Genomic DNA, 25,842 nt, shown 5'->3' on the forward strand with positions numbered 1-25,842 from the left:
TCCGATGACGGAATCGACCGCTCGTCTCGTGCTGCTTCCCCCCACCCGCCTGGCAGACGTGCGCCGGCGGTCCGGCGACTACGGCGACACGACCATTGCCCGGGCCTGCGCCATCGCACTGGCCTACTGGGCCACGGGACGGAGTCCCGACGGCTTGGAACTCACCCCCGGCACCCTCTTCGCCGACGTCCTCGGCTGGGCGGACAACGGCGGTGCCGCAACCGCCGGCTGGGAGGTCGGGGCGCACGGCCCGGACGGCGAGGACGGCCGCAGCATCACCCTCCCGGAAGGCGTCGTACCGGCTGACGCACAGCTCGCCCTGGACGACCTGGCCGACTTCCCGGGCCGGTCCCTCGCCACCATCGGCCCGTCCGGCATCGCGCAGAGACTCGCCACCCTGGCCGAGTGGAACGACACCGGGGCCGACCGGATCCGCCCGACCATCGTCGAGATGTTCCGCGAGCAGGCCCGCCTGCGGCCGGACGCGGTCGCGATCGTCGACGAACACCGCTCGCTGACCTACCGTCAGGCAGCCGAGCTCTCCGCCCAGCTGGCCCACCACCTGATCGCACGCGGAATCACCACCGAACAGGTCGTCGCCATCTCCCTGGACCGCTCCGCCGCCATGGTGATCGGCCTGCTCGGCGTGCTCCAGGCCGGAGCCGCGTTCGTCCCCCTCGACCCGCAGTGGCCCGCCGCCCGCCGCTCCGTCGTCATCGCCGACGCCCGCGTCGTACTGCAGCTCAACGACTCGGGCGAACACGCCCCGGACGAACCGGAAGCCGTGCCCGTCGACCTCGGCGACTGGCGGTTCGGCTCCTACCCCGGCGAGGGGACCGCCCTCACCGTCCCGGGCGACGCGCTGGCCTACGTGATCTTCACCTCCGGCTCGACCGGCCGGCCCAAGGGCGCGATGATCCGCCACGAGGCCATCAGCGAGCGCTTGCTGTGGCAGGTCGAAGAGATCCTGGGCTTCGGCCACGACGACGCGTCCCTGTTCAAGGCGCCGCTGTCCTTCGACATCTCCATCAACGAGATCTTCCTGCCGCTGGTGTGCGGCGGCCGGCTGGTGGTCCTGCGCCCCGGCGGCGAACGCGACCCGCACCACCTGCTGAGCGTGATAGCCGAGCAGCGCGTCACCTTCACCTACCTCGTGTCGTCCATGCTGGACGTACTGCTGGAGATCGCGGGCGACTCCGGACGCCTCGACAGCCTGCGGCACGTGTGGTGCGGCGGCGAGGTGCTCACCCCGGAGCTGTACGAGCGCTTCCGCACCCGGCTCGACTTACCCATGTACCACGGCTACGGCCCGGCCGAGACGACCATCGGCGTCTCGCACGTGATCTACCGGGGCGCCGCGGAACGCCTGTCGACATCGATCGGCAAGGCCAACCCCAACACCCAGCTGTACGTGCTGGACGACGAACTGCGCCCGGTCCCGGTCGGGGTCGGCGGCGAGCTGTACGTCGGCGGGTTCCTGCTCGGGCGCGGATACGTGGGCGCGCCCGGCCTGACCGCCTCCCGGTTCGTCGCGAACCCCTTCGCCACGGACGGGTCCCGGCTGTACCGCACCGGTGACCTCGCGCGCTTCGCCCCCGACGGATCCCTGGACTTCCTCGGCCGCGCCGACAACCAGATCAAGATCCGCGGCATGCGGCTGGAGATCGAGGACGTCGAGGTCGGCCTCGCCGAGCACCCCGCGGTACGCCACACCTGCGTCGTCGCGAAGAAGAACACGGCCGGCGGCACCTACCTCGTGGGCTACGTGATACCCGCCACCGGCAGCGAGGACCTGCGCGCCGACGAGGTCAAGCAGTGGGCCACCGGGCACATGGTGGAGTACATGGTGCCCACCCACATCGTCGTGATGAAGGAGTTCCCGCTCACCGCGAACGGCAAGCTCGACCGGGGCGCGCTGCCGGAGCCCCGGACCGGCGCGGGCGCGCTCGCCCCGCCCGTCACCGAGAACGAGCGCCTGGTGTGCGCAGCAGTTGCGGCGGTGCTGCGGCGCGACGCGGTCGGCGTCGACCAGGACTTCTTCCAGCTCGGCGGAGACAGCATCCTGGCGATCTCCCTGCTGAGCGCCCTGCGCGAAGCGGGCCTGCACGTCACGGCCCGCCAGATCTTCACCAACAGCGTCGTGGGCGCGCTGGCGGCGGTCGCGGACCGCGAAGCCGCCGCCGTGGACCACGGCGACGTCGCCACTGGTACGGTCGTGGGATCGCCGATCGTGCAGTGGCTCGGCGCGACCACGGACGCCATCGACGGCTTCGTGCAGTCGGTGGTGCTCAACACCCCGGCGAACCTCACGGCCGACGCGCTCGACGCCGTCCTGGCCGCCGTGGTCGCACGGCACGACATGCTGCGCGCCAAGCTGGTGCGGGGCGAGCGCTGGAGCTTCGAGATCCCGGAGCCGGACCACGCCGTAGAGCGCTGGCAGGAGAGCGACTTGCCCCTCGACGAGTGCGTCGCACTCGCCACCGACGGGCTGGACCCGGCGAACGGAGTGATGCTGCGCGCCGTCTGGCGCCGCGGGGCGCGCCAGCTGGTCCTGGTCGCCCACCACGTGGTCATCGACGGCGTGTCCTGGCGGATCCTGATGGAGGACCTCTCCACGGCCTGGCGCTGGTACGTCTCGGGCGCGCCGATCGACCTGCCCCCGGTGGGCACGTCGTTCCGGCGCTGGACGCAGCTGCTGGAGCGCGCGGGATTCGACGCCGACCGCGACCACTACCGGCGCGCCCTGCCGGGGGCGGACGCGCCGCTGGGCCGGCGCGCGCCGTCCGCGGCCGACACCGTCGCCCGCGAACGCACGACGACCCTCTCGGTCGGCCCCGACGTCACGGCCGCGCTCCTGGGCGAGGTCCCCGCGAGGTTCCACGCAGGGGTCAACGACGTGCTGCTGACCGCGCTCGCCGTCACCCTCGCCCGGTGGCGCCGCGACCTCGGCCAGGACCAGACGTTCGCGCACATCGAACTGGAGGGCCACGGCCGCGAAGGACGCCACGTCGCGGACTCCGCCGGCTTCGAGCCGGAACTGTCACGGACCGTCGGCTGGTTCACCACCCTGTTCCCGGTGACCGTCGACCCCGGCGCGGCCGACGACCTGACGGCCCCCGCCTACCTGGTCGCCGCGCTCAAGGCGGTCAAGGAGGACCTCGCCCGGGTGCCGAGCAACGGCGTCTCCTACGGCGCCCTGCGCTACCTGGACGGCACCGCGTTCGACGCGCCCGCACCCCAGGTGCTCTTCAACTACCTGGGTCGCTTCGACGCGGGCTCCGCCGGCGACTGGGAACTCGCCCACACCACGGCACAGTTGGGCGAGAAGCGCGATCCCCGGATGCGGCTGCCGCGCGCCCTGGAGTTCAATGCGATCGCCGAACCCACCGCGGCCGGAGGCGCGTACGAACTGGTCACCACCCTCTCCTGGCCCGACGGGCTGCTCGGCGACCAGGACATCGAAACCATCGGCGGGTACTTCCGCGAAGCCCTGGCCGGACTGGCCGCACTGGCCGTCATCGACCTGGCCGCACTGGGTCTCGGCGGCCACTCGCCCAGTGACTTCGCCCTGCCCGCACTCACCCAGGCCGACGTCGACGAGCTGGACGGCCCGGAGCTGCGGGACGTTCTGGCGCTGACCCCGCTCCAGGAGGGCCTCTACTTCCACTCGGTCTTCGACGACGACTCCGCGGGCAGCTACGTCGAGCAACAGCTCCTGACCCTGGACGGAGAGGTGGACGCCGATCGGCTCGCCGCGGCCGCCACCCGACTGCTCACGCTCTTCCCCAATCTGGCCGCACGGTTCACGGCCCTCGCCGACGGCCGCGTGGTCTCCGTGCTGGAGGGCGGGGTCCAGGCCCCGTTCACCACCCTGGACCGCCCCGGCATCACCGACGAGGAGATCCGCGAGCACGCCGAGCGGGACCGCCGCGCCGGGTTCGACCTGGCGAGCGGCCCGCTGATGCGGTACACGCTGATCCGTACGGGACCCGCCCGCAGCGTGCTGGTGCAGACCGTTCACCACATCATCGCCGACGGCTGGTCGGTGCCACCGATGCTCCGCGCACTGCTGACCGAATACCGTGCGCCGGGCACCGTGCACCCGCTCGGCGGCTTCACCGACTACGTGCGCTGGCTCGCCGGACGCGACGAGGACGAGAGCGACCGGGTGTGGCGCGAGCAGCTCGCCGGGCTCCCCGGCCCCTCGCTGGTCGCCGAGGGACACACGCCGTCCGACCGGTTCGCCGACACCGCCACCTCGCCGGAAGGGGACGTCGACGAGGCCGCCCGATCCGCCGGTGTGCCGCTGAGCGCGGCCGTGCACAGCGCCTGGGCCGCGACGCTCGGCGGCCTCCTGCACACCAGGGACGTCGTCTTCGGCTCCACGGTGTCCGGGCGCGACGCCGACGTGCCCGGCATCGGGGACATGGTCGGTCTGTTCATCAACACCATCCCGGTGCGCGCCCGGTGGGCCGCCAGCACCCCGGCGCGCGACCTGCTCGCCTCGGTACGGGACCACCAGAGCGCGGTGCTGGCGCACCAACACGTCTCACTGGCGCGCATCAGCCGCCTGAGCGGAGCCGGCCCGCTCTTCGACACCCTGGTGGTGTTCGACGTGGCCACCGACGTGGCGGACCTGCGCGGGCCCGAGGACACGCTCGTCATCAGCGACGTCGTGAACGAGGGCGCCCCGCACTACCCGTTGACCCTCGTGGTGGAGCGCGCGCTCGACGGCCGCCCCCGCTTCAACCTGATCTACGACGGCGCGCTGGTGCGGGAGTCGACCGCCCGGACGGTCCTGAACACCTTCACCCGCACCCTCACCGGCCTGCTCGGCCGGCCGGACGACCTCGTCGACGACCTGGCTCCCACCGGCACCCGGACCCCCGCACCGATCACCCCGACGACGCTGGGCGCACTGTTCGACGCCGCCGCGCACCGCGATCCGGCCGCCACCGCCGTCACCCAGTGCGCCCTCGACGGCGGCAGCCGGTCACTGACCTACGGCGAACTGGCCGACGCAAAGGACGAGCTGGCCTCGGCCCTGCGCGCCGCCGGTGTCCGGCCGGGCGAACGGGTCGCCGTCGCCGTCCCGCGCTCCCTCGAGCAGGTCGTCGCCCTCGTCGCCGTCGTCACCGCGGGCGGTGCGTACGTACCGCTGGACCTCGCCTACCCGGACGGACGCCTGGAGTACGTCCTCGCCGACGCGGCCCCGCAGGTCGTGCTCGTGGACCGGGAGCACCGGGACCGCTTCACGCGGCTGCTGGCCCGGGCGGGCGTACCGGCCCGCGTGCTCGTACAGGGGGAGCTGCCGCCGCAGGACGCCCGGGTCACCGGGGACGACCAGGTCACTGCGGACGCCGCCGGGCCCGGGGTCGACTGGCACGATCCCGCGTACGTCATCTACACCTCCGGGTCGACCGGCACGCCCAAGGGCGTCGTCGTCCCGCACTCCAGCGTGGTGACCCTGCTCGCGAACACGCGACCCGACATGGACTTCGGTCCGCACGACGTGTGGGTCCAGTTCCACTCGTACTCCTTCGACTTCGCGGTGTGGGAACTGTGGGGCGCGCTGGCCCACGGTGCCGAGCTCCTGGTGCCGGAGTACGCACTGACCCGCTCGCCCGTCGACTTCCACCGCCTGGTGCGCGAGCGCCGGGTGACCGTCCTCAACCAGACCCCCTCGGCCTTCTACCAGTTCATCGAGGCCGACCGGCACGCCGACGAACCCGTCACCACCCTGCGCCGGATCGTCTTCGGGGGCGAGGCACTGGATCCCGGGCGGCTGCGCGACTGGGTCGAGCGGCACGGGACGACCTCGCCCGAGCTGGTCAACATGTACGGCATCACCGAGACCACCGTGCACGTCACGCACCGGGTCCTGACCGACGAGGACTTCCGCCCCGGCGCCGGGGCCAGCCCGATCGGAGGCCCGATCCCCGGACTGGTCACCTACCTGCTCGACGACCGGCTCCGACCGGTCCCGCCGGGCCGGGTGGGCGCCATCTACGTCGCCGGCGACCAGGTCTCCCTCGGCTACCTGGGCCGCCCGTCCCTCACGGCCGGCCGGTTCGTCGCGGACCCGTTCGCGGCCGACGGCTCCCGCATGTACCACACGGGCGACCTCGCCCTCCGTACGCTCGACGGCGAGCTGGAGTTCGCCGGCCGGGCCGACGACCAGGTGCAGCTCAAGGGCTTCCGCATAGAGCTCGGTGAGGTGGAGTCCGCGATCCGGGAACTCGACGGCGTGATCGACGCGGCCGTCACCGTGGCCGACAGCGCGGACCACCTGGTGGCGCACGTCGTGGCCCGGGTCCCCTTCGACACCGCCGCCCTCGCCGCGCTGCTGGCCCCGAAGCTGCCCGTCCACATGGTCCCCGGCCTGGTCCTGCCCGTCGACGCCCTGCCGCTGACGGTCAACGGCAAACTGGACCGCAAGGCCCTGACCGCACGCGCCGCACCGCACGACGCACCGGCCGCCACGACCGGATCCGCCACCGGATCCACGGCCGCGTCCGCGCTCACCGCCCTGATCGACATCTTCACCGAGACCCTGCCCGGCACCGCCGTCGACGGCGACAGCGACTTCTTCCGGGCCGGTGGCGACAGCATCCTCGCCATCACCGTCGTCAACCGGGCCAGGGCCCTGGGCCTCGCGATCGCCCCCCGCGACGTGTTCCTGCTCAGGACCCCGCGCGCGCTCGCCGAGCACCTGGCGACGCACACCCCGCGCCCCGCGACGCCCGGCGCGCCCGCCGCCGCCCCCCGCGAGGACGGCCCGCTGACACCGACCCCGATCATCCTGCGCCGGCGCGAACTCGGCGGATCCCTTGCCCGGTTCGCCCAGGCCCGAGCCCTGGTCACGGCCGAGGGGACCGGTCACGCCGACGCCGAGCGCGCCGCGAACGCCGTCGTCGCCGCCCACCCGGCCCTGCGGCTGCGGCTGCGCACCGAGCACGGGGTGTGGGCCCTGCGCACCGAACCGGCCCGCGCGGTCACCGTCGTACGCAGCGACGCGCCCGACGCGAGCGCCGCCGCGGACGAAGCCGCCGGACGGCTCGACCCCGAGACCGGGGAGGTCATCGCGTTCACCTGGCTGGACGCGACCCGGACCCTCGTGGTCACCGTGCACCACCTCGCCGTCGACGCCGTCTCCTGGCTGATCCTGCTGGACGACATCGACACCGCCCTGCACGGGAATCCGCTCGCGCCGCCGACCACCTCCTACGCCGAGTACGCGCAGGCACTGGCCGACCGAGCGGCCCACGAGAGCGACGGCCTCGGGCACTGGATCACCACCCTCCAGGCACCCCCGCTGCTGCCCGTGGCCGAGCGGCCGCGCGAGACGAAGGTCGTCCTCGCGCCCGAGGTCAGCGACCAGGTGACGCGCACCGCGCCCGCCGCACTCGGGGTCGGCCTCACCGAACTGCTGTGCGGCGCGCTGCGCACGGCGCTCACCCGCATCCAGCCCGCGCCCACCGACCTGGCGATCGAGCTGGAGCGGCACGGCCGGATCCCGGCCTCGCCGCACCACGACTACACCCGTACGGTCGGCTGGTTCACCGCCATCGCCCCCGTGCGCCTCACGGCGCACACCGACCCCGTCGCCGCGGCCCGCGAGGTCCTCGAACGCCAGCCGGACGAGCGCGCGCACATCGCGTACGGCGGGCTCCGGTACCTCAACCCGCAGACGGCCCCCCTGCTCACCGCCCGCCCGCAGGTGCTGTTCAACTACCTGGGTCGGGGCAGCGAGTCGCAGGCCCTCCACGTCACCGGCGTCGACGAGGGCGGCCCGTACGCCGTCGAGGTCAACGCCTGGACCGACGCGGCCACCGGAAGCCTGCACGCGGTCTTCACCCTCGTCGAGGGCGTACCCGACGAGATCACCGAGCACTGGCGCGCCGCCCTGGAACACATCGCGGTCGCCGCCACGACCGCCGAGCGCACGGCCCCGGTCACCCCGCTCCAGCGCGGCCTGTTCTTCCAGGCACAGCTGGCGGGCCCGGCCGGACACTACGTCGCGCAGAGCTGGTTCACCTTCGACCGGCGTCTGGACACCGACGCGCTGGCCGAGGCGATGGCCTGGGTGATCGCCCGGCACCCGGTCGTGGGAGCCGGCTTCACCACCGACGACGACGGCAGGGCCGTCCAGGTCCTGGGCGCCGGCGGGCGGGTCGGTGTCCGTACGATCGACCTCGCGACCGACGCGGAGGTCGACGCCCTGCTCGCCCGCGACCGCGACACCGGATTCGACCCGGGCGAGCCGCCGCTGATCCGCCTGACCGTGGTGCGGCTGCCCGGCGACCGCGACGGCCTGCTGCTCAGCTACCACCTGCTGCTGTGGGACGGCTGGTCCCGCGAGATCGTGCTGCGGGACCTGTTCGACGCCTACGAGGCGGCCGTGGCGGGCGAGCTGACGCCCCCGACCCCGGCCACGCCCGGCTTCGAGGACTACGCCCGGGCGCTCGACGCCAAGGACCCGGCCGTCTCGGAACGCTTCTGGGCGCAGCACCTGACCGGCCTCCCCGGCCCGACGCTGCTCGCCGGGCCGACGCCGGCCCTGGTCGACGCGCTGCCGCGGACGCTCGTGCGCACCCTCTCCGCCGAAGCGTCACAGCTGCTGCGGGACCTCGCCCGCACCCACGGCGTCACCCTCAACTCGGTGCTGACCGGCGCCTTCGGGCTGCTGCTCGGCGCCCGCACGGGCCGCGCCGACGCCGTGTTCGGCGTGACCGTCTCCGGCCGCGAGGGCGAGGACCTCTCCGAGGTCGTCGGCGTCCTGCTCAACACCGTGCCCATGTGGACCAGGGCCCGGCCGGACGACACCGTCCGGGAGTACCTGACGGCCGTACAGGCGGCCCGGGTCGAGGCGATGGAGCACGAGCACCTCGGGCTCGGCGAGATCCAGCGGGCCGGCGGCCACGACACCCTGTTCGACAACCTGTTCGTGCTCCAGAACTTCCTGGACATGGAAGCCTTCGCCGAGATGAACACCCGGCACGGCATCACCGCGGTACGGGCCGACGACTCCACCCACTACCCGTTCACCTGGGTCGTCACCCCCGGCGACCGGCTCACGGTCAAGCTGGAGTACCGCGACCACGACACCGGGGCGGCCGAGGGGCTCCTCGACGACTACCTGGACCTGCTCGGAGAGCTGGCCCGCTCCACCGGGCCGCTGGGCGCGCTGCCGGGCGCGGGGCCCGAGCCGGTGCCCGCCGTACGCACGGAGGTCGGCACGGACACCGTCGTCGACCGGTTCGACCTGGCGGCCGAGCGCGATCCGGGGCGGGTCGCGCTCGTCGCCCACGGCCGGACCATGACCTTCGAGCGGCTCCGGGACCGCAGCCGCGAGCTGGCGGGCGTGCTCGCCGCACGCGGCATCGGACCCGAGACGACGGTGGCCCTCGCCGTCCCGCGCTCCCTCGACTCGATCGTCGCGCTCTTCGCCGTACTGCGCGTGGGCGCCGCGTACGTGCCGCTGGAGCTGGACCATCCGGACGAGCGGATCGCCGCCATCGTCGCGGACGCCCGCCCGGAGGTGACCCTCACCGTGAGCTCCGTGTCGCCCCGGTTGACCAGCGACCTGATCGAACTGGACCGGCCCCTGCCCGGGGCCGAGCCGTTCGTGACCTTCGCACCCGAGGACCCGGACCGCCTGCGCCACCCCGCCTACACGATCTACACGTCCGGATCCACCGGCAGGCCGAAGGGAGTGGTGACCGAGTACGCCGGTCTCACCAACATGCTGATCAACCATCAGCGCCGGATCTTCGAGCCGGTGCTGGCGGACCACGGCCACCGGGTCTTTCGCATCGCCCACACCGTGTCCTTCGCCTTCGACATGTCGTGGGAGGAACTGCTCTGGCTCGCCGACGGCCACGAGGTGCACATCTGCGACGAGGAACTGCGCCGCGACGCCCCGCGCCTGGTCGAGTACTGCCTGGAGCACGGGATCGACGTCATCAACGTGACCCCGACCTACGCGCAGCAGCTGGTGGCCGAGGGCCTGCTCGACCACCCCGAGCGGCGGCCGGCCCTGGTGCTGCTGGGCGGCGAGGCCGTCACCCCGACCCTGTGGCAGCGGCTCGCCGAGACCGAGGGCACGGCCGGCTACAACCTGTACGGACCCACCGAATACACCATCAACACCCTGGGCGTCGGCACCTTCGAATGCCAGGATCCGGTGGTGGGCGTGGCCATCGACAACACGGACGTGTACGTCCTGGACCCGTGGCTGCGGCCGCTGCCGGACGGCGTCCCCGGCGAGCTGTACGTGGCGGGCATCGGCATCGCCCGCGGCTACCTCGGGCAGCCCGCCCAGACCGCGGACCGGTTCGTCGCCTGCCCGTTCGGTGCACCCGGCGCACGCATGTACCGCACCGGGGACCTGGTGGCCCGGCGGCCCGACGGGAACCTGATGTACCTGGGCCGCACCGACCAACAGGTCAAGATCCGCGGACACCGCGTCGAACTGGGCGAGGTAGAGGCCGCGTTCGCCGCGCACCCGGCCGTGCGGTTCACCGCCGCGGTCGCCCAGCCCGACCCGCAGGTCGACGGCGCCTACCGGCTGGCCGCCTACCTCGTACTCGGGGGCCCGGACGGCTCCGACGGCTCCGACGGCTGTGACCTGGCGGCGGTCGCCGCCGAGGTGGGAGCCGGGCTGCCGGACTTCCTGCGCCCGACGCACTACGCCCAGGTGGACCGCATCCCGCTGACCGTGAACGGCAAGGCCGACACCAAGGCCTTGCCGGAGGCCAAGCCGCTCGGCACGCTGACCACGGCGGGGGAGCGCGGACCGCAGACCGAGACCGAGACCGTCGTGTGCGAGTTCTTCGCCGAAGCACTCGACCTGGACGACGACGAGGTGAGCGCGTTGAGCGATTTCGTGTCCCTGGGAGGGCACTCCATGCTGGCGGTGCGGCTGATCGGCCTGCTCCGCCGGGAGTACGGTCCTGTGATCACGGTCCGTGATCTGTTCACGTTGCGAACTCCGGAAATGATTGCCCGTCACCTCGATGAAAACTCCTGACACGCAGCGGCCCCGACCGGGGTCCGACATCCTCAAGACCGCCCTGCGCCGCAACATCGGCGCCATGACCTGGGGCACCGTCCTCATGGGCCTCTACCAGGCCGGTGAGACCGCCTTCCCCATCGCGCTCGGTCTGATCGTCGAGCACACGATGCAGGACCGCAGCCCCGGTGCGCTCGCCCTGTCGATCGGCGCGCTGGCCGTGATCATCACGACCGTGTCGCTGTCGTGGCGGTTCGGCATGCGCATCCTGCAGAAGGCCAACACGACCGAGGCGCACCGCTGGCGGGTGCGGGTCGCGGACTGCGGGCTGGAGCCGGTCGCCAGGGACGCCGGCCTCAAGTCCGGCGAGGTGCTGACCATCGCCACCGAGGACGCCGACCAGACGGCCGACATCATCGAGGTGGTGCCGCTGCTGATCAGCTCACTGGTCGCCGTGCTGGTCGCGGCGGTCGCCCTGGGACTGGCCGACGTGCGGCTCGGCCTGTTGGTGATCGTGGGCACCGCCCTGATCCTCACCGTCTTGAGCGTGATGTCCCGCCGGATCGGCTCCAGCACCCGCGAACAGCAGGCCCGGGTGGCCCGCGCGGGCGCGAAGGTGGCCGACCTGATCACCGGCCTGCGCCCGCTGCACGGCTTCGGCGGCAACCACGCCGCCTTCCGGTCCTACCGGAAGGTCAGCACGGAGGCGAAGCACCAGGCGATCACCGTGGCCGGGGTGAACGGTGCCTACACGGGCACGGCGACGGCCCTCAACGCGGCGCTCGCCGCCGGCGTGACCCTGACGGCCGGGTGGCTGGCCTTCAACGGCGGAATCACCATCGGGGAGCTCGTCATGGCCGTCGGGCTCGCCCAGTTCATCATGGAACCGCTGAAGTTGTTCTCGGACATGCCCAAGTACGTGATGATGGCGCGCGCTTCGGCCGAGCGCATGGCGCTGGTGCTGAGCGCGCCCCCGGTGGCCACCCACGGGCCGGAGCGCCCGGCCGCCGGAGGTGGCCTGGAGGTCGACTGCGTCCGGTACGGGGCCCTGCGCGCCCTGAAGTTCCAGGTCCCGGCGGGCGAGTTCGTGGCGATCGCCGTCTACCAGCCGCGGGCGGCGGCCGACCTCGCCGCGATCCTGGCCGTGAAGGTCCCGCCGCACGCGTACGAAGGAGCGGTGCGGGTCAGCGGGGAGGAGCTCGCCGCCCTGTCGATCGAGGCGGTCCGCGCGCACCTGCTGGTGAACCCGTACGACGGGGAGATCTTCGCGGGCACCCTCCGCACGAACATCGACCCGTCGGGCACCAGCCGCACGGTCGCCGAGGCCGTCGAGGCGTCCATGCTGACCGACGTCGTCGCCCTCCACCGCGAAGGACTCGACCACGGGGTCCGCGACCGAGGCGCGAACCTCTCCGGCGGCCAGCGCCAACGGCTGTCCCTGGCCCGCGCCCTGGCCGCCGACGCCGACGTCCTCGTCCTGCACGATCCGACCACGGCCGTGGACGCGGTCACCGAGCAGCTCATCGCACGCAACATCGCGGAGCTGCGCCGGGGCCGCACCACGGTCGTGATCACCAGCAGCCCGGCCCTCCTGGACGCCGCCGACCGCGTGCTCGTCCTGGACGACGGGGTCATCACGGCCGAGGACACCCACCGCAACCTCCTCGCCGGAGACGAGGAATACTGCCTGGCGGTGGCCCGCTGACCCGTTGAACCCCGCCGGTCACGGCCTAGCCGAGGGCCCAGGCCACGTCCCGGAGCAGGGCCTGGCGCCAGCCCGCGCGGTCGTGGCCCGACGCCGACCGGGAGGCCCGCACGGTCGCTCCGGACCGCTCGGCCAGGGCCTCGACCAGCTCGCAGTGGGGGAGCATCCGCGTCTCGTGTTCCCCCACGTCGAAGGCGATCCGCAGGCCGGACAGGTCGGGGCGCTCCCGCAGGCGTGCGGCGACGGAGCCGCCGACCGGGCCGCCGAGGGGGTCCGCCGACCGCACGGCGCCGGGCGTCCACCACAGCGAGGCCGACTGGCACGCCACCCGGGACACCAGGTCCGGGAACTCCAACGCCGCGTACACCGCGCTCAGCCCGCCCAGGCTCTGCCCGGCGACCACCAGGCGGTCCCCTTCCACGGGTACCCCGGACTCCGCGACCAGCGGCAGCAGTTCGTCCCGGACCGCCTCCCACAGCTCCGGCCGGCACCCGAACTCGGCCTCCCGGTCCTTCGTCGGCAGGAAGACGAGGGTGACCGGGGGCATCTCGCCGGCGGCGACGGCGGAGTCGAACGCGGTCACGGCCGGGTGCAGGTACAGCCAGTCGTCCCCGTCCAACAGCAGGACCACGGGTCCGCCGCCGCCCGCCGGGTGGACCCGTACGGTCCGCCGCCCGCCGAGCCGTTCGCTCGCCCAGCGGAGCCGGGTCCGCGGGAGGGGCAGTACGTCGTCGGCCCCGACGGCGGGCCAGTGCGGTTGGGCCGGAGCGTCCGGGGTGGCGGCGACAGACCGGTCGCTTCCCGCTCCGACCGGGTTGAACGGGTCGGCGTACGCGGCGTCGTCGACGAGGAACTGGTAGGTGACCCGCAGCCGCGCGGGCATGCGGACCTCGGCGTACCAGCAGTCCGTGTCGCCCCACCGGCGCAGGGGGACCTCCGGCGACCAGCTCTCGAAGCCGATCCGGGCCTCAGCGCCCCGCCACAGGAACAGGGTGGTCCAGCCGCCGCCCTCGGCGGGCACCGCCCCCGGCCCCGCGGCCGCCGCCCAAAACTCCTCGGACCCCGGCTCACCGGGCAGCCCGTACGCGGCGAAGACGGTCTCCGGGGGCATGAAGTCTCCTAGCGGCAGGGGGAGTTAGGCTGACCTAAGTTTATAGCGTTCCGGTGGGGTCCGGGGAGGGGACCACGACCCCGACCGACGGAGGAAGGGGCATCGTGCGGGCGGTCAGCCTGCTGCCGGCGGCTTCCTGAGCAGGGGTATCAGTGGCGTACCGGCCGCCGGGACGCGTTCCAGGACGCCGCCCGCGAAGACGTCGTAGAGCGGCAGCGTTTCCAGGTGGACGTAGCCGATGTGGCAGTCGCAGGTGGTCAGCGGGCACGGACGCGGGCCGAGCGCGGTCCGGTAGGTGCCGTCGTAGAGGTTGCCGAGTTCGGCGCGGACGAAGTGGCAGCGGCGGACCGTGCCGTCGCCGTCCACCGAGATCACCGACTCGCCGGTGCGGCACGGCAGTCCGGCCGAGCGGTGCGGGTGCCGGCTGTACGGGAACAGCGGGTCGAGGGCGGTCCACGTGTCGGCCTCGGCGTCGGTGTAGGTGTGGCCGTCGGCCGCGTTCACCCACAGGTAGACGTGGGCGGGCAGTGCGGCGCGCAGTCTGCGGGCGTGCTCCAGGTTCTCGGGGAGGCCCACGATGCCGACGCTGTGGCGGATGCCCCGGTCGGCGAGGTCGCGCAGCTTGGCCAGGAAGCGGTCGTACGGGGTCTGCCCGGGGTGGTAGGTGCACCACAGGGCGAGCGTGGCGGGGTCGGCCTCCGCGAGCCAGTCCGTGCGGCAGCTGAGGTTGGTCTGGATGGCGACGCGGTCGACGTCCGGCTGGTGCGAGAGGTCGACGAGGGCACGGCGGTACCAGGAACGGACGAGTCCCTCGCCCCACGGGGTGAACAGGAGGGAGAGCCGGTCCTCCCTGGCACGGGAGCGCGCCCAGCCGGTGAACCGTTCGAGGGCGGCCCGGTCGGCCCGCAGCTGGGCCGTGGTGTCGCGCCGCTTGGCGAACGGGCAGTAGGGGCAGTCGTAGTCGCAGGAGGCCAGCGGGCCGCGGTAGAGCAGGGTGAGGTCCACGGCGGCTACTTGGCCTCGTAGGCGGCCATCGCGGCCCGAACGGCCGGTGAGAACAGCTCGGGGCCGAGCGCGTCGGAGTGGGCGAGGCCCTCCGGGGTGAGGCGCAGGAGCGGGCCGGTGCCGTCTTGGTCGAGCCAGCCGCGGGCGGCGAACGCGGCCAGTTCGGCCGGGAAGTCCTCGTGCGGGTCGGCGCCGAACCGCTCCCGGTAGTCGGCGACCGGCATGCCCTGCGCCTGGAGCAGCGACTGGAGGAGGTGGCGGCGGCGCGCCTCGTCGCCGTTGGTGGGCCGGCCGTGTACGGCGCGGGTGAAGTCGTCGGTGGCGGTGTAGTCGTCGATGATCCCGCGGATCTCGCCCATGTCGACCGCGTAGTCGAACGAGTAGTGCAGCGCGGAGGTGTAGGACCGGGCGCCACAGCCCAGGCCGATCATGCCGTCGGTCTGGCAGGCGTGGTCGTCCGGGCCCCGGGGCGCCGTACCGGCCAGCCGGAACATGCGCATCGACACCTGTTCGTAGCCGTGCGCGAGGAGGTGGTCGCGACCCTGCCGGTACAGGCCGAGGCGCTGCTCGTCCCAGGCCCGGTCGGTCACGGCGGTGCGCCGGGCGAGCCCGGTGAGCGGGCGGACGTACAGGGGGTACAGGTACAGCTCCTCGGGGCGCCAGGCCAGGGCGGCGTCCAGGGAGGTGCGCCAGGTGGCGGGGGTCTGGCCGTCGATCCCGTAGATCAGGTCGATGTTGAGGACGGGGACGCGGGCGTCGCGGATGCGGCCGAGCGCCGCCTCGACGTCTGCGCGGCGCTGGGGGCGCACGGCCGCCCGGGCCTCCTCGGGGAGGAAGCTCTGGACGCCGATGCTGACGCGGGTGGCGCCGCGCTCGGCGAGGACGGCGAGCCGGTCGGCGGTGGCGGTGGCGGGGGAGGTCTCCACGGAGAGCGGGACGGCGCGCAGGTCGGCGCCCATGCGCCGTTCGGCGATGTCGCAGAGCCGTTCCAGTTCGGGGGCCGTGAGGAAGGTGGGCGTCCCACCGCCGAAGGCGGCGTTGGCGAAGGAGACCGGGCCGTCGTCGCCGAGGGCGTCGCGGACGGCGGTGGCCTGGCGCTCCAGGGCGTCGAGGTAGCGGCCGGTGAGCCCGTCGGGGGCGCCGATGCGGGTGAAGAGGTTGCAGAAGCCGCAGCGGACCTCGCAGAAGGGTATGTGGAGGTAGAGGGAGAGGGCGTCCTTGCGTTCGCCGTGCCACAGGTCGCGCAGGGCGGGCCGCTCGGGCAGCGGCCGGTAGGCGGTCTTGTGGGGGTAGGCGTACACGTAGGCGTGGTACGGGCGGCCCGACGGCGGCGCGGTGGGCGCGAGCGGGGCGGGCGCGGGTGCGGGGGCGGTCATGCGGACGGCTCCAGGAAGAAGTGGGCGTACGGCACGGTCCAGACGGCCTCGTGGGCGAGGCGGTGGCCGGTGTAGCCGTCGTCGCCGTAGGTGGTGCCGTGGTCGGAGCAGACGATCGCGAAGCAGCGGCGGCGGGAGCTCATGGCGGTGAGGAGCCGGCCGATGTGCCGGTCGACGTACTCGAGGGCGGCGGCGTGGGTGGCGCGCGTGTCGCCCGCTTCGGCGGTGGCGCCGGCGAGGTGGAACCAGTTGGGCTGGTGCAGCGCGGAGGCGTTGACGAAGAGGAACAGCCTCTGGTCGGCGGGGAGCGCGGCCACGACCTGTTCGGCCCGCTCGACCTGCGCCTCGAAGGAGGTCGGCGAAGCGACGCCGAAGGCCGGTTCCCAGTGGCTCTCCTGGAACATGCCGGGGAGCACGTCACCCAGTGCGCCCTGCTTGTTGAAGAAGCCGACGCCGCCGATGCACACCGTGCGGTACCCGGTCGCGGCCAGGCCCGACACCAGGTCGGGCGTGTCGAACACGTAGGTGCGGCCGGCGGTGCTCTCGCTGCCGGCGAAGCGGGCGGCGAACAGCCGGGGGTGCGGGCCGGGCCGGGCGGGGGTGGGCAGGAAGCCGGCGAACATCGCCTGGTGGGAGGCGTAGGTGAAGCTGCCGGGGGCGTGCCGCTCCTCCCAGACGCCCCCGGGCAGGTGCCGGGCCAGGTTCGGAATGCGTCCGGCGGCGGCCAGCTCGACGGCGACGTCGTGGCGCAGGGTGTCCAGGGTGAGCAGGAGCAGGTCGTCGCGGCCGACGACCTCGTTCATGTCGGGGAGCGGGAGCGCTGGGGTCTCAGGCGGGTGCACGGTGGTTCCTCGCGGGGTGGTGCTGTACGTGTCTTCTGATGGCGGCGGCCACTTGCGCGCCGTAGGTGTCCCGGCCCTCGGCGCCGCTGCCGGGCAGTCCGGTCAGGCCCGGTAGGAGGTCGCCGAAGGCGTTGACCTCGGCGACGGCGAACCGGCGCCAGCCGACGGCGGGCAGCAGGTCGACACCGACGCACAGGGTGCCCGGGAAGCAGGACGCGGCCCGCTCGCAGGTCCGCAGGGCCTCGGCCCATGCGGGGCCCGCGGCCCGGACCGCGGCGGCGAGGTCGCCGCGCCGGCCGCCGAGGTGGAGGTTGGTCATGGGGGTCCGGCTGGTGCGGACCACGGCATGGGTGGCGCGACCGGCGACGACGACCACGCGCAGGTCGGCCGACCCGTCCCCGAGGGAGGCCTTGGGCCACCACCGTTCGAGGTGGAGCCCGTCCGGGGCGAGGGCGTCGACCAGCGCGGCGACCTCCGGTTCGTGCGTGAGGCGCCGTACCCGCAGGGAGTTGTGGAGCCGGCCGCCCTCCGCGCCCTCCACGGAGGTGGTCGCCCTGATCCGGCCCCCGCCGGCCGTCTCGACCGCGACGACACCGGAGGCCGAGGATCCGTGGGCCGGCTTCAGGAACACCCGCGGCATGCCGTGCGCGGACATGAGGGCCCGTACGTCGTCCCAGCCGCGTACCGCAGCCGTGCCGCCGGAGGTCGGCGACTGCGGAACCGGGACCCCGGCGCGGGCGAGGACCTCGTGGCAGAGCCGCTTGTCGAAGAGGACGGCCAGCTCGTCGGGGTCGTCGAGGCGCCGGCCGCCGGTCAGCGTCCGGACGGCCGCCGTGAAGGCGGCGTACCAGCGGGCTCCGCCCTCCACCCGGGTGGGGTCTCCGGCACCCCGCAGGAGCCGGTCGACCTCGGCGTTCTCCCCGGGCGACTCGATCCGTACGATCTCGTCGGCGGCGAACGCGGCGCCGCCGCCGCGCAGGACGTCCGTCCAGGGCACGACGCGCGGCGCGGGCAGCCCGGCATCGCGCACCGCCCCGGAGAACAGGGCGACGCGCCGGTTCTCCGGGTTGCCGACGACCGCCCAGCGCGGCGGTGGTGCGTGGTCCGTCATGGCCCGCGCGCTACTCGCCGACGGCGACGAAGCGCCAGACCCGGCCGTCGTCCTCGTCCTCTTCGGCGTGGCCGCGGTCGAGGTCGAGGGCGACGCCGGCGCCGCCCAGGACCTCCAGGAGGCGCTCGCGCAGCGGCCCACCGAGGTAGTTGTGGTGCAGGTCCAGCTTCTTCAGGTGCGTCAGGGGCTGGCCGGAGAGCAGGGCGGCGCCGCCCTGCTCGGTGAGGACGCCCATGGACAGGTCGAGGGTCTCCAGACGGGCGACCACGGGCGCGGACGCGACGGCGGTGGCGATCTCGTCCTGGATGTCGCTGTTGCGCAGGCCCAGGTGACGCAGGTGCGGCAGGCGGTCGCCGTCGAGGATCGGCGCCACGTCGGTGATCTCCGCGTCACCGCCGTATTCGCTCGTGCCGAGCCACAGGTCCAGGTGGACCAGGGCGGGCAGGTCGCTGGCGGCGACGCCGCGGACCGCCTCGGCGGGCATGCCGCCGGTCTCGACGGTCAGGGAGCGCAGCTTGTGGTGCGTGACGGCGGGGAAGACCAGCCCGGAGCCACCGCGCACGCCGAACTCCTCCAGCTCCGGGAAGCCGTCGAGGAGCGGGCCGACGTCGCTCTGGTTGATCCACGAAATTTCGCACTCCTCGGAGTGCATGTCCCCGAGGAACAGGCCGCGCAGGGCGGGCAGGTCCGGGCGTGCGTCGAGGAGGGCGCCGATGATCTCCTCGGGCCCGCTGTCGTAGGCCTCCTCCCAGGCACCGACGACGATCGCACGGACCTTCGTCGTGTCGACCGCGGCGCGGAACCGGGCGAACACCTCGGTCCAGCTCTCCTCGCTGTCGTAGCTGTCGCTGGAGACCCGCCAGGCGACGGAGTCCGCCGCGGGCAGGGGAGTCGTGTCAGCGTCCTCCCGGCTCGGGAAATCGAAGACGGGCAGCCCGCACGATTCCGTCAGGTGTCTCGGGTGACTCATGGGGTTCCCGCCGTTCCTCGCCTGTCGCGTCCGATGTGCTGCAAGTTGTACCAAGGGGCACTGACAGCGGCCGAGGCAGGGCCCGGTGCGGGTGCGGGTGCAGGGGCAGGGGCAGGGTGGGAGCGAGGCCGTTGTCAGACCTGACCCCTACCTTCGGAGAAGAACGCGGCGCACCGGGCGGCGCGGGGGAAGGGGACACCCATGTACCGGCAGGGGGACGTGCTGATCGTGCCGCTCGACGAGTCGGCGGTGCCGCCGCACGCGGTCGACGCGGACCAGGAACCACGGGACGGGCGGGGCCGGATGGTCCTCGCGCTGGGCGAGGTCACCGGGCACGCCCACGCCGTCCTCGGGCCCGGGCGGCTCGTCCGCGAGGCGGGAGCCTTCGGCCCGCTGCTGCTCCACCTCCCGGACGGCGGGCGGGTGGTGCACGAGGAGCACGCCGCGATCCCCCTGCCCAAGGGCTGGTACCGGGTCGTGCGGCAGCGGGAGTACATACCCGGATCCGTGCGGATCGTGGCGGACTGACAGCGTGTCGGACAGTGGGGGAACGGGGATCGTGATGACGGACATCGACGTGTGGAGGGCGGCCGCGGCAGCCACCGGACCGGCCGATCGGGCGGCCGCGGAGGCCGGGGTGCGCCTCGCGTACCGGGCCGCGGGCCTGGCGGAGCCGGAGCGGATCGTCTGGGCGGACTCGCCCCGGGAGGCGGTGGGCCTGCTCGGCGGGGACGACGGGCCGTGCGGGCCGGCCGGGCGCGGGCGCGGCGTACGGGAGACGGTGCGCAGTGCGCCGTGGGCTGCCGAACGGGACCGGGTGCAGCGGCAGCTCGGCCCGCAGGGCTGGGGGCGGCACTGGAGCGCGACGGGCGGCCGCCTGTGGGAGAACACGGAACGCCTGGCGGAACGGATCCGCACCGGTCTCGTCGAGGAGTTGACGGTCGGGGCGGCCGCCCCCGCGGCCGAGGAGCGCTCGCTGCGCCTGCTGCTCCTGGACGCGGTGCTCGGGCAGCACGACGCGGCCTGGCTGTGCGCCTTCGACACGCAGGAGGGCACGCCCCTGCACGGACTGGGCGTGCTGGCCCGATCGGCCGGCTGGTGGTGGCCCTACGAACGGCTGGCCGTGCTGTGCGAGCGCCCGGTGGAGCTGCACCGCGACGAGGCCGGCAGGCTGGACCGCGGGGACGGTCCGGCGCTGTCGTTCCCCGACGGGTTCGCACTGCACGCGTGGCGGGGCATGCCCGTTCCCGCCGCATTCCTGGCGGGACTGGACACCCTGACGCCGGAGCGGATCCGGGAGGAGGAGAACGCCGAACTGCGCCGGGTGATGCTGGAGTTCTACGGGTACGACCGCTATCTGCGGGAGTCGGGGGCCGCCCCCGTGCACCGGGACGAGACGGGGATCCTGTGGCGCATACCCATGCCTGACGACGAGGCCGTCGTGATGGTGGAAGTCGTCAACTCGACGCCGGAGCCCGACGGCACCAGCCGCACCTACTGGCTGCGGGTACCGCCGACGACCCGGACGGCCCGCCAGGGCGTGGCCTGGACGTTCGGCCTCGGAGCCGAGGCGTACGCACCGCTCCGGGAGACGTGACCCCAGCGGGCCACCGCCGTGCGGCAGCTGGAATCGCAGGCCCCGGCCGGCCACCCGGGGTCTACGCCCACGACATGGCCGGGGCGCTGCCCGGTTCCGTGGTGCTGGATCCGATCGTGGAGAAGTAGCGGGAGGCAGGTGGCCCCGGGCTCAAGGCCGCCCGAGGTCGACGAAGGGGCGTTCGCCCGGGCACAGGAGCCGGGAGAGGAACAGGCCGATGCCCGCCGAGCCGGTCGCGTAGTCGTGGGCGATCCGGTTGAGCCAGCGGCCGGGGAACGCGATGCCGTCCGCGTTCTCGACCCGGAACCACAGGATGGTTCCGGCGATGTCACGAGCCCTGTCCCGGTACTCCCGCTCGCCGGTGAAGGAGTACATGTCCAGCATGAACTCGCCGATGCCGGCCAGGCCCTCGAAGAGGCCGGGGGCGTAGGAGTACTTGACGAAGGTGTCCTCCGCCACCCGGCGGGCGAGCTCGCCGTACCGCTGGATGCCGAGCAGGTGGTGGAACCGGATCAGTACGCTGCCGACGCCGGCGCCCCCGTGGATCCAGTACGGGTACAGGACGGGGTCGTCCTGTACCCGCTGCCATTGAAGGCCGAGACCGCTCTCGCTCACGTGGGCCAGATCGAACTCCAGGGCCCTGACGGCGTACGACCGGAAGCGGGCGTCGCCGGTCATCAGGTGCAGGTGGAGGAGGAAGAGGGCGATGCCGCTCGCCCCGTGACCGTACCCGTAGTGGATGCTGTCGTCGTGGGAGGACCGCCAGTAGCAGGAGTCGCCCTCCTGACGGGCGGTCCTGAGCAGGTGTTCCCCCGCCTGCACGGCGCGGTCGAGGTGGACCTGCTTACCGGTCCTCGCGTGGAAGCGCAGGGAGGCCAGCCCCCACCCGGCGACCCCGAAGAACATGCCCGGTTCGTCGTACAGCAGCGGCGACGCCTGGAGCATCGCCATTACCGCCTCGCCCCTGTCCTCCCAGCCGAGATCGTGGAAGGCCCAGGCGATGCCGGCCAGCCCGACGTACAGCCCGGGCGGATAGGTGTCCGTGCCGAGGCGCTGCCCCAGCATCCAGGAGGTCACCTCGGCGGGCAGTGCGGCGGCGGGCTCCCGGGCGCCCGCCCGGGAACGGAGCAACAGGGCCGGCCCGCAGGCTCCGTAGGCCACGCTCAGCGGGTTCGTCGTGAACACAAGGTAGTCGGCGGGCCAGAGGCGGTCGGTGCGCCGTGCGTCGTGGGTGCGGAGCAGGGTGTGGGCGATGCCGGCGAGGGTGCGCCGGACCTCCGCGTCCGGGTGGGCCGGGGCGCCCCCTTCGGCCGCGAGGGCGTCGTTCGTCAAGGGGCGCACGGCGTCATCCGTCCTCCCAGTCGGCGAGCACGGATTTCGCCTCGTCCACCCGGCCGGCGGCCAGGCACGACACGACGGACCTCACCCGGTCGGGGACGCCCAGGGCGACGAGCTCGTCGAGGATGAGGTCCTGCGCGAGGGGGTTGAGGGCGAAGAACGCGGTGGCGGGCACGACGCCGCTGTAGAGGAGCATGGCCGCGGCGTACCAGTCGTCGCACGGAAGGAGTCTGTCCCGGGAGGCGCGGTCCGGGTGGAGGAATCCGGGGGTGCCCCAGCGGGTGCCGTAGGCCAGGAGCGCCGCCTCGTCGTCCTCGTGGACCGCGCTCTCGAAGTCGATGAACCACATCCGGAGCGTCTCGGGGTCGATCAGGACGTTGTTCGGTGACAGGTCGCCGAGGACCACCCCGCGCGCATGCACCTCATCGACCATGTGGATCAGGCGGCCGACGACCTCCCGGAAGCGGGGTACGAACCGTGCCACCCGCCCTTCGCGGCGGATGTACGGCGCGAGGATGACGTCGTCCCGTGCCCAGAAGTCGTGGAAGGCGATGCCGTCCACGCGCTCCTCGACCAGAAAGGTGTGCTCCCACTCCTGGAAGAGGTCGACCGGACGCGGAACGAACTCCAGGCCCTCCAGCCGGCGCAGTACCTCGTACTCGTGGCGCAGCATGTCGACCGAGTCGACCGTGCGGTTGCCGGACGTCCAGCAGTTGGTGAGGCGCCGGGCCTCCTTGACGACGACGGGCGTGCGGGTGACGCGGTCCGTGCCGTGGTAGACGCCGCCGGCGTTGGAGAACGTCAGGGCGCCCTCGATGCGGTAGCGGCCGTCTCGGAGGGTGGCGGCCGGTTCCCCGGCCGGGCGCGCAGCGGAATCCTCCGCCGGTTCCTCCGCCGGTTCCTCCGCGAAGGGGTCGCGGACCCAAGGGGGCAGCCGGAAGTACGGCAGCCGCTCGTCGGCCACGTAGGTGCCGTCGGGGGAGACCAGGAACGTGCTGTGCGTGCCGTCGATGTTGAGCCGCCGCGGTGGCCGGAAGCCCCCGTACCGGTAGAAGAGGACCCTGCTGTCCCGGTAGCGGCGGTCCGACAGGACGTACGGGCCGTCGACCGGCTCGTCGACCGTCCGCCGGTACAGGGTCTCGATCAGCTCGACGAAGACGTCCTCGTCGGGCGGATAGATCGTCATGAACTTGCCCGAGAAACCGCGTTCCTGGGTCTTCGAGTTGATCACGCCCAGCAGCACAGGATCGGCGGCGGTCTTGAACTCGACGCCGTTGTCCACGCACACGGGGACGACGAGATCGAACAGCCGCAAGGCGTGTGCGGGGGCGGAGGAGACGTGGATCTTGAAGCCTTGGGCGGGCGGCGGGGCCGTCCGCCGGGAGGAGTCCGCCACGCCCCTCACGCCCCTCATGCCCGTCGTGCCCGCCACCATCCGGGCGTGCAGCCACACGTCACTGCGTTCCAGGGCCCAGGCGTCCGGCAGCAGCCGCTGCAGGGCGTCGCGGTACTGCGGGGTGATGGCCCGGCGGGACAGCGGCTCGTAGTGCCGGTCGTCGACGAGGCCGAAGAGATGGTGGGCGGCCACGGCCGCCCGCTGTTCCACGGGTGCTCATCCGCCGGGGCGGCGTGGCCGGCCCCTGTGGATGAGCGGCCCCTGCGGAATCACATCTGCACCGTTCCGCCGCCGGGGCTGCAGCCCACGCTCAAAGTGCTGCAACCGATCGATTGGGTGCTGTGGAAGCCGGCGATCGCGGCGCCGCCGCTCCGGCCGGTCCGGATCTCCTGCAGCCCCAGCACGCGGTCGACGTCGGCGACGGCCCGTTCCAGGTTCGCACGTGCCGCTCCGGGCGAGGCGGCCTTCTTCCTGCCTTGCTTGGCCATGAGCACTTCCTCCTGTTCGCACGGAAACGTGCTGCCAGGTAAACGGCATCCCCGGCCTGCTGCCTGCGGGCGTGTCCGCCCCCACCCCTGCCGCACCCGGCTCCCGGCGAAGCCGACCTGCGCAAACGCCCGCCCCGTTGCCCTGGGGATGGCGTACTCCGAACGGGTGAGTCCGCGTCGTCCACCGTCTCGAGCCGCTGCGGTGCGTCGACCTCGCACCGACGAGTTGCGACGCATGTCCCTATTTGTGTCATTTTCGCGCGTGAAGCAGAACACTCTCCGCAACGCATTGCGCATGGGTTCCGGGAGTCGGGGCAGGCGGCCGGATCAAGTCGGTCTGACCGACAGGGGGACTCAAAGGAACGAAAGGCAATACGTACCGTGACGGCAGCACAGCAGACCATCCACGTGGGCGGAGAGTGGCGCGCAGCCCTGTCCGGGGCCACGCGCGAGATCATCGACCCCGTCGACGCGACCCCCTTCGAGGTCGTGGCGGAGGGCGGTGTCCCGGACACCGACGACGCCGTGGCCGCGGCGCGAGCCGCGTTCGACTTCGGTGCCTGGCCGCGCACGCCCGTCGCGGAGCGGGCCGCCCTGCTGCGCCGGGTCGCCGTACTGCTGGAGCGCGACCGCGAACGGATCGGCGCCCTGGAGAGCCGGGACGCGGGCAAGACGCTGGCGGAAGGCCGCGTCGACGTCGACTGCGTCCGCGACGCCTTCCGCTACTTCGCCGACCTCGTGGAGAACGAGAACGGCGGCGGCCGGGCCGTCGACGCCGGTTCGGACGAGATCCGCAGCGTCGTCGTGTACGAGCCGGTCGGCGTCTGCGCCCTGATCACGCCGTGGAACTACCCGCTGCTCCAGGCCAGCTGGAAGATCGCGCCCGCGCTCGCCGCCGGCAACACCTTCGTGATCAAGCCCAGTGAGATCACCCCGTTGACCACCGTCGTGCTGGTCGAACTGCTCCTGGAAGCCGGACTTCCGCTCGGCGCGGCCAACATCGTCACCGGCCCCGGTGACACGGTCGGCGCCCGGCTCGCCGAGCACCCCCTCGTCGACCTCGTCTCGTTCACGGGCGGTCTCGTCAGCGGTACCAAAGTCGCCCGGGCGGCGGCCGACAGCGTCAAGAAGGTCGCACTCGAACTGGGCGGCAAGAACCCCAACGTCGTCTTCGCCGACGCCTGCTCGACGCCCGAAGGCTTCGACACCGCCGTCGACCAGGCGCTCAACGCCGCCTTCATCCACAGCGGCCAGGTCTGCTCCGCCGGCTCCCGCCTCATCATCGAGGAGCCGCTGCGCGACCGGTTCGTCGCCGAGCTCTCCCGCCGGGCCGAACTGATCAGGCTGGGTCGCGGCACCGACGCGGGCGTCGAGTGCGGCCCGCTCGTCTCCGCGGCCCAGCTGGCGCGGACCGAGGCGTACGTGGCCTCCGCCCTCGCCGAGGGCGCGGCCCTGCGCGCGGGCGGCGGGAGGCCGGCCGGCCCCGGTTACTTCTTCCGGCCCACGGTCCTCGACCGGTGCCACCGCGGCATGCGCGTCGTCCGCGAAGAGGTCTTCGGCCCGGTCCTCACCGTGGAGACCTTCCGCACGGAGGAAGAGGCCGTCGCCCTCGCCAACGACACCGAGTACGGCCTCGCCGGCGCGGTGTGGACCTCCGACGAACACCGGGCCCGGCTGGTCGCCGGCCTGCTGCGGCACGGCACCGTCTGGATCAACGACTTCCACCCCTACCTGCCGCAGGCGGAATGGGGCGGCTTCGGAAAGTCCGGCATCGGCCGCGAACTGGGCCCCGGCGGCCTCGCCGAATACCGCGAGGCCAAGCACATCTACCAGAACCTCGCCCCGCGCCCCGTGCGCTGGTTCGCGGGTACGACGGCGAAGGGCTGAAC

Annotated in this window: 14 protein-coding genes; 5 read left to right on the forward strand and 9 right to left on the reverse strand. The window is 73.1% G+C overall.

Annotated elements, in window-relative coordinates:
- The first annotated feature begins 4 nt into the window (after positions 1 to 4).
- Positions 5 to 11,032: an amino acid adenylation domain-containing protein gene (locus ACIQK6_RS32090; protein ID WP_402696161.1), complete on the forward strand. Its 11,028-nt coding sequence runs from the start codon at positions 5 to 7 to the stop codon at positions 11,030 to 11,032.
- Positions 11,019 to 12,719: an ABC transporter ATP-binding protein gene (locus ACIQK6_RS32095; RefSeq protein ID WP_329104813.1), complete on the forward strand. Its 1,701-nt coding sequence runs from the start codon at positions 11,019 to 11,021 to the stop codon at positions 12,717 to 12,719. Before ACIQK6_RS32090 ends, ACIQK6_RS32095 begins: the two co-directional genes overlap by 14 nt.
- A gap of 25 nt (positions 12,720 to 12,744) precedes the next feature.
- Here the strand turns inward: ACIQK6_RS32095 and ACIQK6_RS32100 are convergent, their stop codons facing one another.
- From ACIQK6_RS32100 to ACIQK6_RS32125, 6 genes are all read right to left on the reverse strand, one after another.
- A complete protein-coding gene (locus ACIQK6_RS32100) occupies positions 12,745 to 13,830 on the reverse strand; it encodes an alpha/beta hydrolase-fold protein (protein WP_329104815.1) in 1,086 nt (361 codons plus the stop codon).
- Between the two features lie 114 nt (positions 13,831 to 13,944).
- On the reverse strand, positions 13,945 to 14,835 hold the full coding sequence (locus ACIQK6_RS32105; RefSeq protein ID WP_402696163.1) for an STM4011 family radical SAM protein: 891 nt from the start codon (positions 14,833 to 14,835) through the stop codon (positions 13,945 to 13,947).
- Positions 14,836 to 14,840: 5 nt separating this feature from the next.
- Complete coding sequence (locus ACIQK6_RS32110) at positions 14,841 to 16,211, reverse strand: STM4012 family radical SAM protein (protein ID WP_329104819.1); 1,371 nt, start codon at positions 16,209 to 16,211, stop codon at positions 14,841 to 14,843.
- Complete coding sequence (locus ACIQK6_RS32115) at positions 16,208 to 17,014, reverse strand: STM4013/SEN3800 family hydrolase (protein ID WP_329108141.1); 807 nt, start codon at positions 17,012 to 17,014, stop codon at positions 16,208 to 16,210. Before ACIQK6_RS32115 ends, ACIQK6_RS32110 begins: the two co-directional genes overlap by 4 nt.
- Before the next feature lie 25 nt (positions 17,015 to 17,039).
- Complete coding sequence (locus tag ACIQK6_RS32120; RefSeq protein WP_329104821.1) at positions 17,040 to 18,164, reverse strand: STM4014 family protein; 1,125 nt, start codon at positions 18,162 to 18,164, stop codon at positions 17,040 to 17,042.
- 10 nt (positions 18,165 to 18,174) lie between these two features.
- The gene (locus tag ACIQK6_RS32125) at positions 18,175 to 19,134 is read right to left on the reverse strand and encodes an STM4015 family protein (protein ID WP_402696166.1); all 960 of its coding nucleotides are present in this window, start codon (positions 19,132 to 19,134) and stop codon (positions 18,175 to 18,177) included.
- Positions 19,135 to 19,335: 201 nt separating this feature from the next.
- On the opposite strand from ACIQK6_RS32125, the gene ACIQK6_RS32130 reads away from it, so the two are divergent.
- Entirely contained in the window at positions 19,336 to 19,662 is a 327-nt protein-coding gene (locus ACIQK6_RS32130) for a hypothetical protein (RefSeq protein ID WP_329104825.1), read from the forward strand.
- 34 nt (positions 19,663 to 19,696) lie between these two features.
- Positions 19,697 to 20,731, forward strand: coding sequence for a DUF6745 domain-containing protein (locus ACIQK6_RS32135; RefSeq protein ID WP_402696168.1), 1,035 nt, complete (start codon positions 19,697 to 19,699; stop codon positions 20,729 to 20,731).
- 150 nt (positions 20,732 to 20,881) lie between these two features.
- Here the strand turns inward: ACIQK6_RS32135 and ACIQK6_RS32140 are convergent, their stop codons facing one another.
- From ACIQK6_RS32140 to ACIQK6_RS32150, 3 genes are read right to left on the reverse strand one after another with little or no spacing between them, the layout of a single operon-like run.
- Complete coding sequence (locus tag ACIQK6_RS32140) at positions 20,882 to 22,072, reverse strand: lanthionine synthetase C family protein (RefSeq protein WP_329104830.1); 1,191 nt, start codon at positions 22,070 to 22,072, stop codon at positions 20,882 to 20,884.
- Between the two features lie 4 nt (positions 22,073 to 22,076).
- Positions 22,077 to 23,675: an RIO1 family regulatory kinase/ATPase gene (locus ACIQK6_RS32145; protein ID WP_402696170.1), complete on the reverse strand. Its 1,599-nt coding sequence runs from the start codon at positions 23,673 to 23,675 to the stop codon at positions 22,077 to 22,079.
- Positions 23,676 to 23,734: 59 nt separating this feature from the next.
- Positions 23,735 to 23,953, reverse strand: a complete 219-nt coding sequence (locus ACIQK6_RS32150) for a hypothetical protein (protein ID WP_402696171.1) — start codon at positions 23,951 to 23,953, stop codon at positions 23,735 to 23,737.
- Positions 23,954 to 24,334: 381 nt separating this feature from the next.
- Here ACIQK6_RS32150 and ACIQK6_RS32155 point away from each other — a divergent pair, with 381 nt between their 5' ends.
- The gene (locus ACIQK6_RS32155; protein ID WP_402696172.1) at positions 24,335 to 25,840 is read left to right on the forward strand and encodes an aldehyde dehydrogenase family protein; all 1,506 of its coding nucleotides are present in this window, start codon (positions 24,335 to 24,337) and stop codon (positions 25,838 to 25,840) included.
- Positions 25,841 to 25,842 lie beyond the last annotated feature (2 nt).

The sequence above is a fragment of the Streptomyces sp. NPDC091682 genome, from assembly GCF_044756625.1.
Lineage (GTDB): Bacteria > Actinomycetota > Actinomycetes > Streptomycetales > Streptomycetaceae > Streptomyces.

Coding starts and splice junctions, on each gene's coding strand:
- ACIQK6_RS32150 (WP_402696171.1), bottom strand. CDS start 23,953: ATGGCCAAGCAAGGCAGGAAGAAGGCCGCCTCGCCCGGAGCGGCACGT.
- ACIQK6_RS32115 (WP_329108141.1), bottom strand. CDS start 17,014: ATGAACGAGGTCGTCGGCCGCGACGACCTGCTCCTGCTCACCCTGGAC.
- ACIQK6_RS32135 (WP_402696168.1), top strand. CDS start 19,697: ATGACGGACATCGACGTGTGGAGGGCGGCCGCGGCAGCCACCGGACCG.
- ACIQK6_RS32110 (WP_329104819.1), bottom strand. CDS start 16,211: ATGACCGCCCCCGCACCCGCGCCCGCCCCGCTCGCGCCCACCGCGCCG.
- ACIQK6_RS32095 (WP_329104813.1), top strand. CDS start 11,019: ATGAAAACTCCTGACACGCAGCGGCCCCGACCGGGGTCCGACATCCTC.
- ACIQK6_RS32090 (WP_402696161.1), top strand. CDS start 5: ATGACGGAATCGACCGCTCGTCTCGTGCTGCTTCCCCCCACCCGCCTG.
- ACIQK6_RS32100 (WP_329104815.1), bottom strand. CDS start 13,830: ATGCCCCCGGAGACCGTCTTCGCCGCGTACGGGCTGCCCGGTGAGCCG.
- ACIQK6_RS32130 (WP_329104825.1), top strand. CDS start 19,336: ATGTACCGGCAGGGGGACGTGCTGATCGTGCCGCTCGACGAGTCGGCG.
- ACIQK6_RS32120 (WP_329104821.1), bottom strand. CDS start 18,164: ATGACGGACCACGCACCACCGCCGCGCTGGGCGGTCGTCGGCAACCCG.
- ACIQK6_RS32125 (WP_402696166.1), bottom strand. CDS start 19,134: ATGAGTCACCCGAGACACCTGACGGAATCGTGCGGGCTGCCCGTCTTC.